Genomic DNA, 13,365 nt, shown 5'->3' on the forward strand with positions numbered 1-13,365 from the left:
GGACTAAAATCGGGGCTATGTGCGGAATCGTGGGTTATGTCGGGGAAGATAAAAGCGTCGAGGTCCTGATGAGGGGGTTGCGGAGACTGGAATACCGGGGGTACGACTCGGCGGGGATCGCGGTCATCGACGATGACGGCGTGCTGAACACCAGGAAACGGGCCGGTAAGCTCGCCATTCTGGCCGGGGACCTCGAAGGCAACCCGATGAACAACGGCCGTACCGGCATCGGCCACACCCGCTGGGCCACCCATGGCGGACCGACCGACGCGAATGCGCATCCGCACCTCGGTGACAACGGCAAGCTCGCCCTTATCCATAACGGCATTATCGAAAACTTCTCCGTTCTCAAGGAGGAGCTCCTCTCCGAGGGCTTCACCTTCGAGAGCGAGACCGACACCGAGGTCGCCGCAGTGCTGCTCGGCCGCGAATACCAGCGCCTCGGCGACCTGAGCGCCGCGTTCCTGAGCGTCGTCGGCCGCCTGGACGGCGCATTCACCCTCCTCGCGGTGCACCAGGACCAGCCCGGTGTCGTCGTCGGCGCCCGTCGCAACTCTCCGCTCGTGATCGGTCTCGGCGACGGGGAGAACTTCCTCGGCTCCGACGTCGCAGCGTTCGTCGAGTTCACCCGCCGGGCCGTCGCCGTCGGCCAGGATCAGATCGTCACGATCACCCCTGAGGTCGTCACCATCACCGACTTCGACGGCAACGCCGTCGAGTTCGAGGAATTCGACATCGCCTGGGACGCCTCCGCCGCCGAAAAGGGCGGTTGGTCCAGCTTCATGGCCAAGGAGGTCTCCGAGCAGCCGGACGCCATCGCCAACACGCTCCTCGGCCGCATCCACGAGGGCCAGGCCGTCGTGCCCGAGCTCGAGGCCTTCGGCGACGACGTGCTCGCCGGCATCCGCCGGATCGTCATCGTCGCCTGCGGCACCGCGGCGAACGCCGGCTACGTCGCCAAGTACGCGATCGAGAAGTGGACCAGGGTGCCCGTCGACGTCGAGCTCAGCCACGAGTTCCGCTACCGCGACCCGGTGCTGAACCCGGAGACCCTGATCATCTCCATCAGCCAGTCCGGCGAGACCATGGACACCCTGATGGCGGTCAAGTTCGCCAGGGAGTCCGGCGCCAAGGCCATCTCGATCTGCAACACCCAGGGTGCGACCATCCCCCGCGAGTCCGACGCCGTGATCTACACGCACGCCGGCCCAGAGGTCGCCGTGGCCTCGACGAAGGGCTTCACCGCCCAGATCGCCGCCCTCTACCTCTTCGCCCTGCACCTCGCCCGCGTGCGCGGCAGCATGACCGAAGCGGATGCCGCGGCCCAGATCGTCGAGCTGCAGGCCATTCCCGCAAAGATCGCGACCACCCTGCTCCAGGAGAGCGCCGTGCACGAACTCGCCGCCTGGATGTCGGACACCCGTGCCGTGCTGTTCCTCGGCCGCCACGTCGGTTTCCCGATCGCCCTCGAGGGTGCGCTCAAGCTCAAGGAACTCGCGTATATCCACGCAGAGGGCTTCGCTGCCGGCGAGCTCAAGCACGGTCCGATCGCGCTGATCGAGCCCGGCCAGCCCGTCTTCGTCGTCGTGCCGAGCCCGCGCGGTTCCGCGCACCTGCACCCCAAGGTCGTCTCGAACATCCAGGAGATCCGCGCCCGCGGCGCTCGCATCATCGCGATCGCCGAAGAGGGCGACGTGGCCGTTCTGCCGTTCGCGGACACCGTACTGCGGATCCCGCTCGCCTCGCCGCTGTTCGAGCCGTTCCTCGCGGTCGTGCCGATGCAGATCTTCGCGATGGAGCTGGCAACGGTCAAGGGCCTCGACGTCGACCAGCCCCGCAACCTCGCGAAGTCGGTCACGGTCGAATAAGCGCGGACGGAGTGGGGACGGGCAGGCGGTCGCGGGCGTGATTCGTGGCATCGGCGTCGACATCGTCGACCTCGACCGGTTCGACCGGCAGGTTCTGCGCACGCCCGGACTCGTTCCCCGGCTGTTCGCGGCCGCAGAACGCGGCCTGCCCAACCACTCCCTCGCGGCGCGGTTCGCGGCCAAGGAAGCACTGATCAAGGCGCTCGGCGACAGCGCGGGCACGAGCTGGCAGGAGATGGAAGTCGTGAGCGACGCGCACGGTAACCCCGGATTCCGGCTGAGCGGGGTCATGGCCGAGGTGCTGCGTGCGCGCGGCGTCGACTCCGTGCACCTCACGATGACCCACGATGCGGGCGTCGCCTGCGCCTTCGTCGTGCTCGAGGGTGCATCGTGAGCGAGTTCCGCGAGGCCGTCATCGACCTCGGTGCGATCGCCGCGAACGTCGCCCACCTGCGCACCACGATCGGCACCCCGCATTTCATGGCCGTCGTCAAGGCCAATGCGTATGGCCACGGCGCGGTCCCCGTCGCCCGCACCGCCCTCGCCGCGGGGGCCGACTGGCTCGGCGTCGCCGATCTCACCGAAGCGCACGCGCTCAGGGACGCCGGCATCGAGGCCCCGCTCCTCGCCTGGCTGCACGGGCCCGACACGGACTTCGAGGCCGCGATCGCCAGGGACATCAACCTGGGTGTCTCGTCCGCCCGCCAGCTGCGGACCATAGCGGATGCCGCCGGCCGGCTCGGCCGCGTCGCCAATGTCCACCTGAAGCTCGACACCGGCCTCAGCCGCAATGGCCTGAACGGGCCGGACTGGGCCGAGGTCTTCGCGCTCGGCTCCGGCTTCGAACGGGACGGCCTCGTGCACGTCCGCGGCATCTTCAGCCATCTCTCCAACGCCTCCCCGGCCGCGGACGACGAGGCCGTCGCCCGCTTCAGCTCCGGCCTCGACCTCGCCGCAGCGGCAGGGCTGACCCCGGAGCTCGCGCACCTCGCGTCGACAGCGGCCGCCCTGCGCCTGCCCGCCGCCCGGTTCTCCATGGTGCGGATCGGCATCGGCCTCTACGGGTTGTCCCCCTTCGACGACGCGAGCCCGCGGGAGCTCGGCCTTTCGCCGGCGATGACCCTCCGCGCGAGCGTCGCCGCCGTGCGCCGGGTGCCTGCGGGAGCGGGCGTGTCCTACGACTACCTGTGGCGTGCCCCAGAGGACGGCAATCTGGCCCTCGTCCCGCTCGGTTACGCGGACGGTGTGCCCCGCGCGGCGTCCGGCTCTGCGCGGGTGAACATCAACGGCCGCGGCTATCCGATCGTCGGACGCATCGCGATGGACCAGTTCGTCGTGAGTCTCGGCCAGGACGGTGTCGACGTCGGGGACGAGGTCGTGCTCTTCGGCGACCCCGACGTGCGTGGGGGAGAGCCGGAGCCGGTGCCGAGCGCTGCCGACTGGGCGGATGCCGCCGGCACGATCAACTACGAGATCGTCACCCGGATCGGGCACCGCGTTCCGCGCAGCTACCGGGCTGTCCTCAGCGAGAGCGGGGAGCCCGCGCGATGAACCGCCGGGTGATCCCCGACGCCGCTGCGATGCACTCCTGGGGTGTCCGCGTCGCCGCTGAGCTCCGCGCGGGCGACCTGCTCGTACTGACCGGTCCGCTCGGCGCGGGCAAGACCACCTTCACCCGCGGCCTCGGCGTCGGACTCGGGGTACGCGGCGCGGTGACGAGCCCGACCTTCGTGCTCGCCCGCACACACCCGAGCCTCGTCGGCGGCCCGCCGCTCGTGCACGTCGACGCCTACCGGCTGCAGGGCGCGATGGAACTCGACGACCTCGACATCGACTTCGAGCATTCCGTCGTCGTGGTCGAGTGGGGCCGCGGGCTGCTCGATGGGGTCGCGGACTCGTGGCTCGACATCGAGATCGAGCGGCCGACGGGCGCATTGCAGACCGGGCCGGCGGGCGCGGCCGGCTCCGCCCGGGCATCCGCCGCACCCGGCCTGGACCTCGACGTCGACCTCGACGAGCCGCGCACCGTCACCATCACCGGGTTCGGCCCCCGCTGGGCCGCGTTCGAGGGCGCATGGCCCGGGGAATAGGCTGAACAGGTGCTTCTCGCCATCGATACCTCCGCCGGAACCAGCGTCGCGGTCGTCGACGGGGTCCGCGGCGTGCTCGCGGACATCGACACCGCAGACACCATGCGCCACGCGGAGGTGATCGGCAGACTCATCGCAGAGTGCCTCGACCGGGCGAACGTGCGGGTCGCCGACCTCACCGGTGTCGTCGGCGGCATGGGCCCTGGCCCATTCACCGGTCTCCGCGTCGGCATCGCCGCTGCCCGCGTCTTCGCTCTCGGCGCCGGCCTGCCCTTCCTCCCCGTGATCAGCCACGACGCCATCGCCCTGAGCCGCTTTCGGGCCGGCCACACCGGCGGCCTCGTCGTCGTGACCGACGCCCGCCGGCGCGAGGTGAACTGGTCGGCATACAGCGGGGCGGATGCCGCCGGCCTGCCCGTACGCCTCGCCGCGCCAGGGGTGGCGAAACCGGCCGTCCTGCTCGAGCCCGACTGGGTCTACGCGGGCCTGGTCCGCGCGGACGCCGTGACCGTTCCGGCCGCCGACCTCGGCAGGGTCGCCGAACTGCTGCTGGCCAACGACCGTGCCTTCGCGACCGACGCCGCCTTCTACCTGCGCTCGCCCGACGTCACCCTCTCCAACGGTCCGAAACGGGTGAGCTGAGTGACCTGGCAGCTGCGCCGCGCCCACGCGGGCGACCTCGACGGCATCATGGCCCTCGAGACCCGCCTCTTCGAGAACGACGCCTGGTCCGCGGAGGGCATGCTCCGGGACGTGACCGACCCGGACTGCTACTACCTCGTCGCGGTCCCGCCGGACGAACCCGACCGCATCGAGGCATACGCGGGGCTGCTCGCGCCGCGCGGGGCGCTCGAGGGCGACATCCAGACCATTGCCGTCACCGAGACGGCCCGCCGGCACGGTCTCGGCGGCACCCTCGTGCAGAGCCTCGTCACCGAGGCCCGCAAGCGAGGCATCCGCGAGGTGTTCCTCGAGGTCCGCGCCGACAACCCCGGCGCCCAGCGGGTCTACCTCCGGCTCGGCTTCGAGGAGATCGGTGTGCGCCGCGGCTACTACCAGCCGGACAACGTCGACGCGCTCGTGATGCGACTCGCAGTGCCGCCCGCGGAGGCGGCGCTCGCCGCGCCCGACCCGGTGCAGTCCCCGACCGACCCGACGGATGCCGCGGAGGCGACCGAATGAACCGCGACAACCCCCTGGTGCTCGGCATCGAAACCTCCTGTGACGAAACCGGCATCGGGATCGTCCGCGGAAGCCGGCTGCTCTCCAACACGATCGCCTCATCGATGGATGAGCACGCCCGGTACGGCGGCGTCGTACCCGAGGTCGCGGCGCGCGCCCACCTCGAGGAGCTCGTCCCGATGATCCGGGCGGCGACCGAGGACGCGGGCATCCGCCTCGAGGACGTCGACGCGATCGCCGTCACCTACGGCCCCGGCCTGTCCGGCGCGCTCATGGTCGGCGTCGGCGCCGCGAAAGCACTCGCGATCGCCCTCGGCAAGCCGATCTACGCGGTCAACCACCTCGTCGGCCACGTCGGTGCCGACGTACTCCAGACCGACGCCGATCCGGGCACGGAGCCCCTCGAATACCCGACGATCGCCCTCCTCGTCTCCGGAGGGCACACCTCGCTCCTCCTCGTGCGCGACCTCGTCTCCGACGTCGAACTGCTCGGCGAGACCATCGACGACGCGGCGGGGGAGGCCTTCGACAAGGTCGCCCGCATCCTCGGCCTGCCATACCCCGGCGGCCCGCAGATCGACCGCGTCGCGCTCGGCGGCGATCCGGCGTACATCCGCTTCCCCCGCGGCCTCAGCCATCACAAGGACATGGAACACCACCGCTACGATTTCTCCTTCTCCGGGCTGAAGACCTCGGTCGCCCGCTGGGTCGAGCAGACCCGCGACGCGGGGAGACCGTGCCGCTCGCGGACGTCGCGGCGAGCTTCCGCGAGGCCGTCATCGACATCCTGCTCACCAAGGCCGTCGCCGCGTGCACCGACCTCGGTGTGCCGCGACTTCTCCTCGGCGGCGGGGTGATCGCGAACGCGCGGCTCCGCGAGCTCGCCGTCGAGCGAACGGATGCAGCAGGCATCGCCCTGCGCATCCCGCCGCTTTCGCTGTGCACCGACAACGGCGCCATGATCGCCGCGCTCGGCGCCCAGCTGATCATGGCGGGTCACGAGCCGTCCACCCTCGACTTCGGTGCGGATTCAACGCTCCCTGCTTCCGTCATCCAGGGCTGAAAACCGCGTCCCATCTCCGGTTCCTATGCATCCGCGATACGCTGGACGCAACAGACATGGCGCGTCATGGGCGTTGACACCCGTTCAATGAGGGTGCAACTATGGCACCGCCAGCTGATCGAAGCCCAAAGGAGCCGTTAGTCATGACCGACCCGAACCAGCCTCCGGTAACCCCGCCCCCGGTGAACCAGCCCCCGATCTACCAGGCGCCCGCCGCGCCCGAATACCAGGCACCCGCCGCGCCGGCGTACCAGGCACCTGCCGCCCCCGCGTATGGCGCACCGGACACGTACGGTCAGCAGCAGTACGGCCAGCAGCAGCAGTACGGCCAGCCGCAGGCGTACGGCCAGCAGGCCTACGGCCAGCCCCTCGCCCAGGACAAGTACAACGTCCTCGCGATCGTGTCGCTCGTGTCGGCGTTCTTCGTCTCTCTCGCCGCGATCATCACCGGCCACATCGCCCTCAGCCAGATCAAGAAGACCGGAGAAAAGGGCCGCGGGCTCGCCATCGCCGGCCTCGTTCTCGGCTACCTGGGCATCGTCGCCGGCATCATCGGCGCGATCCTCTTCATCGTGCTGATCAGCACGGCCTCGACCAACGGGTACTCCAGCTACTGACCCACTGGATCGTCCCTGCCGGCCTGTCGTCACGACTGACCTGCCATCACCGTTGACCCGTCAATGAAGTGGAAAGGAACAGCTCATGAGTGATCTGAACGCCCCTGGTGCCTCGGGAATCCCTCCGGTTCCCGAGGTTCCGCAGGTGCCCGACGTGCCGCACGTGCCCGAGGTTCCCGAGGTCCCGCAGATTCCGCGCGGCGAGTCCACCGTGGCCGCTGCAGGGCCCCCGGAACGCAGCCCGTGGCATCCGGCGGCGATGGGTTCGCCGGTCCGCCGTTCACGGATCCTCCGACCGCCGGTCCAGCGCCCGGCGGTCCTGCCTCCGCCGGACCGCCGTCGCCGCCGCCCGGTTACGGGTATCCGTACCCGCCCGCCCCGGGGACGCAGGCTTCGACCCGCCAGCCGCTGCTCAGCATCCTCTCGCTTGTCGCAGGTGTCGTCGGACTGCTGGGCCTCCCGATCGCCTTCATCCCCTTCGTCGGCGGGGTGCTCACCCTGCTGCTGCCGGCCGCGGCCATCGTGCTCGGGGCGCTCGGTCGCACGAAGGAACCGCGCGCACGTGCCCTGTGGCTCACCGGCCTGATCACGGGCATCGTCGGCGTCGCCCTTTCCCTGCTGAGCATCGTCGTCTGGATCATCGTCTTCGCAAGCATGCCGAGTACCTACTAATATCGCTGAGAGCCCGTTCCCCGGGCGAAGTGAACGGACCGGGAGGCCGCAGTGACGGATGCACGACGTCCCACCGCCGGTGACGACCTCCGCTTCGAACTGACGCGCCCGCCGGAGGAGGTCACCGGCGAACTCGACTACGCGTCGACCGTCACCGCTCCCACCGAATGGGTGCCGTACGTCTACACCGAGTCCGAGCTGCGCGCCCTTGCGCGCAGGCGCGCCCGCTCTCTCGCCTCCCTCTTCTTCGGCGCCGTCGGCCTCGCCGGCGCCGTCTTCGTGGTCTGGACCGCGCCGCTCTCGCTCGCGGCCGTCGTGCTCGCCGTCTGGGCGAGCCGCACCGAACGCGCGGCCGTCGCGATCTGGGCCTGGGGCCTCGGCACCGGTCTCGCGGGCCTCGTCATCGCCGCCGGCTGGATCGTGCTGATCAGCCAGGGCATCAGCCCCATCCCGCACTGAGCTCCCGGCGTTGAGTGCCCGGCGCTGGGTGCCCGGCGCTGAGTGCTCAGCGCGGCGGCTGCACCCGCTCCACGAGCAGAGCGAGCCTGTGGCCGCCCGCCCGGGTGAGCACGAGAGTGGCGGACTCGGACCCGTGCAGCTTCAGCCGGGTGCGCAGCACGGCCGGGTCAACGTCCACGCCGCGCTTCTTGATCTCGAGAGTCCCGATCCGACGCTCCTTGAGCGCGAGCCGGAGTTTCTTCTCGTCCACCGGCAGCGACTCGAGCACCCGGAACGCCGTCGCGAACGGGGTCTCGTGCAGCGACTCTGAGCTCAGGTATGCGATGCCCTCCCCGAGCATCAGCGCGTCCATGCTGCGGGCCAGGTCGCCGATCAGCCGCGCCCGGATCACGGCGCCATCCGGCTCATACAGGTAGCTCCCGGGCACGCCCGCCTCTCCGGGCACGGTCTCGACATCCGGACTGTCCGCGGCCGCGGTCAGCTCGTGCCGGCCGTCCCTGCCCAGGAGCAGGGCCGAACGGCGGATGCCCTCGCGAGCGAGAACGCCGAACCAGAGTCCCATCTCCACGAGCTTTCCGTCCACGGACACCCACTGCGCTTCCGCGGCGGCGGGAATGGCGTCACGGTCGTGACCCGGACCGAGCTTCACTCCGATCGGCATCCGCTCGCTCAGTCCGAAGACGAAGTCGAGGTTCGGCGAATAATCCTCCGGGCGGGTCAGCCGGGAGGTATTGCTGTGACCGGCCGTACGGCGGGCCGGGTCGAGCCAGGCAGCGTCGAAGCCGGTGAGGTCGAAGGTCTCCGCGTCGCCGTGCACGACGGCGGCATTGTCGAAGGGGGCGAGGTTGTAGCTCGCGACCGTGGCCGTGACCTCGTCCGTGTCCACGGCGGTCACCTGGATGTCGAGCGCGGCGAGGGCCATCGAGTCGCTGCCGATCCCGCTGCCGAGATCGGCGACCCGGTTCAGTCCGGCAGCGGCGAACCGGCCGGCGTGCAGCGCGGCGACGTTCAGGCGGGTGGCCTGTTCGAGACCGGCCTCAGTGAAGAGCATCCGCCCGGCGAAGTCGCCGAACTTGGCCACGGCCTTCGCCCGCAGCCGCGATTGGCCGAGCACCGCGGTCACGAGTCCCTGAGGATGGCCGGCCTTCCGCAGGTCGCTCACCAGCCGAACCACATCGGAGGCGTTGTCCCAGGGCGGAAGCGAGTCCAGCAGGCGCAGCCCCTCGGGGGACAACAGGTCAACAAGCTCGGAGCGTTCCATTGTCCAAACGATATCAAGCCATGGCCGCCGCGCCCGGAACGCCCGAGTCTGGCACTCACGTTGCGTGAGTGCCAGAAGCGCCCTAAACTCGCTGTTAGCACTCTCGCTGTGAGTCTGCCAACCAAGTCTTAGCTAAGAAAGAGGTCAACCGTGTCGGTCTCCATCAAGCCGCTCGAGGATCGCATCGTCATCAAGCAGGTCGACGCCGAGCAGACCACCGCATCAGGTCTGGTCATCCCTGACACTGCCAAGGAAAAGCCCCAGGAGGGCGAAGTTGTCGCCGTCGGCCCCGGCCGCATCGACGACAACGGCAACCGCATCCCGCTCGACATTGCCGTGGGCGACAAGGTCATCTACTCCAAGTACGGCGGAACCGAGGTCAAGTTCGGTGGCGACGACCTCCTCGTCCTCTCCGCACGCGACGTGCTCGCCGTCGTCGTCCGCTAGGGATTCGTTCCAGGCGCCACGCACGACCGCAGTACACGTACGAACAACACAAAATCCCGGAGGCCTGATCATCCGGGATTTTGTGTTGCCAGGTCCGCCCGAGCGCGGCCCGCACCACCCAACACGTCCAGGCAGGGCACGCCCGCGAAGGGGAATCGTTGTGAGCAGGACACGGAGCCAGTCGGCCGAACCGACCAGCGGACTCGCCTTCGCGACCTCCGCGTACGGCCTCTGGGGCCTGCTCCCGCTCTTCTTCCTGCTGCTGCACCCGACGGGACCCTTCGAGGTCGTGGCCTGGCGCGTGCTCTTCTCCCTGGTCTTCTGCCTCGCCCTAATCACCGTCACCCGTGGCTGGCCCGCCCTGCTCACAGTCCTCCGCCGCCCGAAGACGGTCTGGGTGATGGGCCTGGCCGGCCTCCTGATCTTCGTCAACTGGCAGACCTACGTCTTCGCGACGCTGACCGGGCACGTGGTCGAGGCCGCCCTGGGCTACTTCATGAACCCGATCGTCACGGTGCTGCTGGGCGTCTTCGTTCTGCACGAGCGGTTGCGGCGCATCCAGTGGATCGCGGTCGCGATCAGCGCGGCCGCTGTGCTCGTGCTGACGCTCGGCTACGGGGCACTCCCGTGGATCTCGCTCGTCCTCGCCCTGTCCTTCGGGTTCTACGGGCTGATCAAGAAGAACGTCGGACCCGGCGTCGGCGCGCTCACCGGCCTCACCCTCGAGACCGCCTGGCTGATGCCGATCGCGGTCGCGGAACTCCTCATCGTGGGCGCCGTCACCGGGCTCACCTTCGGCACCGTGTCGCCGTGGCACACCGTCGGCCTCGTCTCAACGGGCGTCGTGACGGCCGTCCCGCTGCTGTTCTTCGCAGCCGCCGCCCGCCGCCTGCCGCTCAGCCTGCTCGGCCTCGTGCAGTTCGTCGCACCGGTGCTGCAGTTCCTCGTCGGGGTCTTCATCCTCGGCGAGCCGATGCCGCCGGAGCGCTGGGTCGGCTTCGGGCTCGTCTGGGTCGCGCTCGTGATCCTCACGGCCGACATGGTCGTCACCGGACGCGCCCCGCGGCGAGCATCCCCCGAACCCCTCTGACCGGCGATACGCTCGGAGCATCCCACCTGTGAAAGGACCACGGATGCCCTTTCCAGCTCTGAACGTCACCTCGCGACCCCGGGGGCTCACGTCTGCCGGTCTCGCGCTCACCGTCGTCGCCGCCGCGCTGCTGCTTTCCGGGTGCACCGCAGGGGACGCCCCCGTCGTCGTGACCAGCACTCCGACCGTCGCCGCGACGGTCGCGCCGACCGGCGACGGCACGCTCCTGATCGGCACGCTGTTCCCGATGACCGGGGAAGCGGGAGCCGCAGTGACCGGCGCCGCTCAGGTTGCCGGCACCGAGCTGGCCGCCCGCGAGATCCTTGAGCAGGCCGTGCCCGGCACTCTGCCGATCCAGCTCGTGCATCGGAACTCGACGGGGAACGTCGCGGCCGCGGTTGCCGACCTGGTGGCGCGACACGTTGACCTCGTTCTCTGGGACGCGACGAGTGCGGTGCCCGCTGATGTCACGGCATCCGTCGCCGCAGCGGGCATCGCCCTGCTGCCTCTGAACGACTTCACGAACGGCGGCACTCCGCTCGCAGCAGACGAGGCCTTCGCAGTGCGCCTGCGCACCTCGGACCCCGGGCTCGCCGACACCGCCGGAGGCGGGGAAGCCTTCGACGGGGTGGTGCTCGCGGCCCTCGCCGCGAGGGAGGCAGGCGACGACGGCGGGCCCTCGATCGCCCCGGCGCTCGACCGGGTCAGCCACGGCGACGCGGTGTGCGCATCCTGGGCATCCTGCATCACCGCCCTCGGTGAGAAGAAGCAGATCGCATACCAGGGCGTGACCGGGCGACGCTCCTAGTACAGCACCTCGTCCGACGGCGTCCCCCAGAGCAGGTGCCGGTGGTGTCACGAATCGCTAACGATGTTCTCTTTGCGCGGCAAGAAAACATCCTCGAAACAAAGTGATCCTAGGTTGGAGCCTAATAACGCGAGTGGGCCTCACCCGGAGGCGTACTTACGCGTGCAAGATGAAAGGGTACCCAGGATGATTAAATCCAAGCACGCCCTCCGGACCGCCATCGTGGCGGGAGCAGGCGTCATCGCCGTCATGCTCTCCGGTTGTGCATCCGGCGGCGGTTCAACCGCTACCACGACCTCGGCTGCGGCCGCGTCCTCGTACACCGACGCAGCTTGTGCGAGCGGAGCGTCCACGGACAAGTCGCTGGTCGTCGGCTCGATCCTCCCGATCACCGGTAGCCTCGCCTATCTCAACCCGCCGGAACTCGCCGGCGTCGGCCTCGCCGTCTCCGACATCAACGCCGCCGGCGGCGTCGACGGCAAGGACGCCTGCGTCCTGGCCACCGACTCCGGTGACAGCACGGACCTGACGATCTCGACCGCGTCCGCCCAGAAGCTCATCGCGGCCAAGGTATCCGTCGCGATCGGCGCCGCGTCCTCGAGCGTTTCGCTCAACGTCGTCGACTCCTTCGCCTCCGCCAAGATCGTCCAGATCTCCCCGGCCAACACCTCGGCCAAGCTCAGCGGCTACGGTCCGTTCTACTTCCGTACCGCACCGCCGGACTCGGTCCAGGGTTCCGCGCTCGGCCAGCTCATCACGGGTGACGGCAACGCCAAGGTCGCCTTCCTCGTCTTCAACGACTCCTACGGCACCGGCCTCCGCGACTTCACGCAGGCCAGCGTCGAAGCCTCCGGCGGAACCGTCGTCTATGGCGGCAAGGGCAACGGCCAGGAATTCCCCCCGGCCAGACCACGTTCTCGTCCGAGGTGACCGCTGCGAAGGCGACCAACCCTGACGCGATCGTCATCCTCGCCTTCGACGAGACCAAGTCGATCATCCCCGAGCTCAAGGCCCAGGGCGTCGACCTCTCCAAGGTCTACCTGTCCGACGGCAACACCGCCGACTACAGCAAGGACTTCGAAGCCGGCACGCTGACCAGCGCACAGGGCACGATCCCCGGCGCATACCCGGCTGATGACTTCAAGGCCAAGCTCGTCTCCTGGTACAAGGACACCCAGAACGCAGCTCTCGGAGACTTCTCCTACGCTCCTGAGGCCTACGACGCGACCACCCTCTCCGCCCTCGCGGCGCTGAAGGCCAAGTCCACCGTCTCCGCCGACATCCAGGCGCAGCTCGCGGCCGTTTCCGGCGCGAGTGGCAAGGGCACCAAGTGCAAGAGCTACGCCGAGTGTGCACCGCTCGTCACCGCCGGAACGGACATCCAGTACGTCGGACAGTCCGGCGTCGGCCCGTTCAACTCGCACAACGAGCCGTCGAGCGCCTTCATCGGCATCTACAAGTTCGACAAGGACAACAAGCCGGTCTGGCAGTCCGCCATCGAAGGACAGACCTCCTACTAGCAGGAGAGTGCTGATCGTCGGCTGAGGCCGGACGAACACAGGGAGCGGGGTCGGGCGAAAGCCCGGCCCCGCTCTTTCGTGCGCCCGCCCCCGCGCCTCCCCGCCCCGCGCCTCCCCGCCCCGCGCCTCCCCGCCCCGCGCCTCCCCGCCCCCGCGCCTCGCCGTGCTCGCCAGCATCCGCTCTTTCGCTGAGGTGTCGCAGATCGACGTTCGCCGACCCCGTGAACCTCGATGTGCGACCCCTCAGCGAGGTTTCCAGCCGCACCGGCGCCGGTTTCGGCAGCCCGC

Annotated in this window: 15 protein-coding genes and 1 pseudogene; 15 read left to right on the forward strand and 1 reads right to left on the reverse strand. The window is 69.5% G+C overall.

Going from position 1 to position 13,365, the window contains the following annotated elements:
* Positions 1-17 precede the first annotated feature (17 nt).
* The 10 genes and pseudogenes from glmS (at position 18) to RGU41_RS19660 (ending at position 7,951) form a co-directional block, all read left to right on the forward strand.
* The gene (gene glmS, locus RGU41_RS19615; protein ID WP_134449921.1) at positions 18-1,868 is read left to right on the forward strand and encodes a glutamine--fructose-6-phosphate transaminase (isomerizing); all 1,851 of its coding nucleotides are present in this window, start codon (positions 18-20) and stop codon (positions 1,866-1,868) included.
* 37 nt (positions 1,869-1,905) lie between these two features.
* Entirely contained in the window at positions 1,906-2,262 is a 357-nt protein-coding gene (locus RGU41_RS19620) for a holo-ACP synthase (RefSeq protein ID WP_322137164.1), read from the forward strand.
* Complete coding sequence (gene alr / locus RGU41_RS19625) at positions 2,256-3,419, forward strand: alanine racemase (protein WP_322137405.1); 1,164 nt, start codon at positions 2,256-2,258, stop codon at positions 3,417-3,419. The genes RGU41_RS19620 and alr overlap by 7 nt, the downstream gene beginning before the upstream one ends.
* Positions 3,416-3,958, forward strand: coding sequence for a tRNA (adenosine(37)-N6)-threonylcarbamoyltransferase complex ATPase subunit type 1 TsaE (gene tsaE, locus RGU41_RS19630; protein WP_134449924.1), 543 nt, complete (start codon positions 3,416-3,418; stop codon positions 3,956-3,958). Before alr ends, tsaE begins: the two co-directional genes overlap by 4 nt.
* A 9-nt stretch (positions 3,959-3,967) precedes the next feature.
* Positions 3,968-4,600, forward strand: a complete 633-nt coding sequence (gene tsaB, locus RGU41_RS19635; protein ID WP_134561632.1) for a tRNA (adenosine(37)-N6)-threonylcarbamoyltransferase complex dimerization subunit type 1 TsaB — start codon at positions 3,968-3,970, stop codon at positions 4,598-4,600.
* Positions 4,601-5,140: a ribosomal protein S18-alanine N-acetyltransferase gene (rimI, locus tag RGU41_RS19640; RefSeq protein WP_166787419.1), complete on the forward strand. Its 540-nt coding sequence runs from the start codon at positions 4,601-4,603 to the stop codon at positions 5,138-5,140.
* A pseudogene (gene tsaD / locus RGU41_RS19645) lies at positions 5,137-6,203 on the forward strand (tRNA (adenosine(37)-N6)-threonylcarbamoyltransferase complex transferase subunit TsaD). Before rimI ends, tsaD begins: the two are co-directional and overlap by 4 nt.
* A 143-nt stretch (positions 6,204-6,346) precedes the next feature.
* Entirely contained in the window at positions 6,347-6,820 is a 474-nt protein-coding gene (locus tag RGU41_RS19650) for a DUF4190 domain-containing protein (RefSeq protein WP_134449927.1), read from the forward strand.
* Positions 6,821-7,063: 243 nt separating this feature from the next.
* Entirely contained in the window at positions 7,064-7,492 is a 429-nt protein-coding gene (locus RGU41_RS19655) for a hypothetical protein (protein WP_134557994.1), read from the forward strand.
* Positions 7,493-7,543: 51 nt separating this feature from the next.
* Positions 7,544-7,951, forward strand: a complete 408-nt coding sequence (locus tag RGU41_RS19660) for a hypothetical protein (RefSeq protein ID WP_134449929.1) — start codon at positions 7,544-7,546, stop codon at positions 7,949-7,951.
* 46 nt (positions 7,952-7,997) lie between these two features.
* Here the strand turns inward: RGU41_RS19660 and RGU41_RS19665 are convergent, their stop codons facing one another.
* Entirely contained in the window at positions 7,998-9,212 is a 1,215-nt protein-coding gene (locus RGU41_RS19665) for a class I SAM-dependent methyltransferase (protein WP_134561629.1), read from the reverse strand.
* Between the two features lie 150 nt (positions 9,213-9,362).
* Here RGU41_RS19665 and groES point away from each other — a divergent pair, with 150 nt between their 5' ends.
* The 5 genes from groES (at position 9,363) to RGU41_RS19690 (ending at position 13,077) form a co-directional block, all read left to right on the forward strand.
* On the forward strand, positions 9,363-9,659 hold the full coding sequence (groES, locus tag RGU41_RS19670) for a co-chaperone GroES (protein ID WP_092339382.1): 297 nt from the start codon (positions 9,363-9,365) through the stop codon (positions 9,657-9,659).
* A gap of 160 nt (positions 9,660-9,819) precedes the next feature.
* Entirely contained in the window at positions 9,820-10,749 is a 930-nt protein-coding gene (gene rarD / locus RGU41_RS19675) for an EamA family transporter RarD (protein ID WP_322137165.1), read from the forward strand.
* 43 nt (positions 10,750-10,792) lie between these two features.
* Positions 10,793-11,557, forward strand: a complete 765-nt coding sequence (locus tag RGU41_RS19680; protein ID WP_134449932.1) for a hypothetical protein — start codon at positions 10,793-10,795, stop codon at positions 11,555-11,557.
* Between the two features lie 186 nt (positions 11,558-11,743).
* Positions 11,744-12,487 carry an ABC transporter substrate-binding protein gene (locus RGU41_RS19685; RefSeq protein ID WP_322137166.1) on the forward strand — a complete coding sequence of 248 codons (744 nt, stop codon included), beginning with the start codon at positions 11,744-11,746 and terminating at the stop codon, positions 12,485-12,487.
* Positions 12,484-13,077 carry a hypothetical protein gene (locus RGU41_RS19690; protein ID WP_322137167.1) on the forward strand — a complete coding sequence of 198 codons (594 nt, stop codon included), beginning with the start codon at positions 12,484-12,486 and terminating at the stop codon, positions 13,075-13,077. The genes RGU41_RS19685 and RGU41_RS19690 overlap by 4 nt, the downstream gene beginning before the upstream one ends.
* Positions 13,078-13,365 lie beyond the last annotated feature (288 nt).

Origin of the sequence: Cryobacterium sp. 10C3, assembly GCF_034314285.1 — a bacterium.
GTDB lineage: Bacteria > Actinomycetota > Actinomycetes > Actinomycetales > Microbacteriaceae > Cryobacterium > Cryobacterium glucosi.

What these genes read in the sequence shown, in the direction of transcription:
- glmS (WP_134449921.1), top strand. Translation starts at nt 18, where the DNA reads ATGTGCGGAATCGTGGGTTATGTCGGGGAAGATAAAAGCGTCGAGGTC.
- tsaE (WP_134449924.1), top strand. Translation starts at nt 3,416, where the DNA reads ATGAACCGCCGGGTGATCCCCGACGCCGCTGCGATGCACTCCTGGGGT.
- RGU41_RS19650 (WP_134449927.1), top strand. Translation starts at nt 6,347, where the DNA reads ATGACCGACCCGAACCAGCCTCCGGTAACCCCGCCCCCGGTGAACCAG.
- RGU41_RS19665 (WP_134561629.1), bottom strand. Translation starts at nt 9,212, where the DNA reads ATGGAACGCTCCGAGCTTGTTGACCTGTTGTCCCCCGAGGGGCTGCGC.
- RGU41_RS19680 (WP_134449932.1), top strand. Translation starts at nt 10,793, where the DNA reads ATGCCCTTTCCAGCTCTGAACGTCACCTCGCGACCCCGGGGGCTCACG.
- RGU41_RS19685 (WP_322137166.1), top strand. Translation starts at nt 11,744, where the DNA reads ATGATTAAATCCAAGCACGCCCTCCGGACCGCCATCGTGGCGGGAGCA.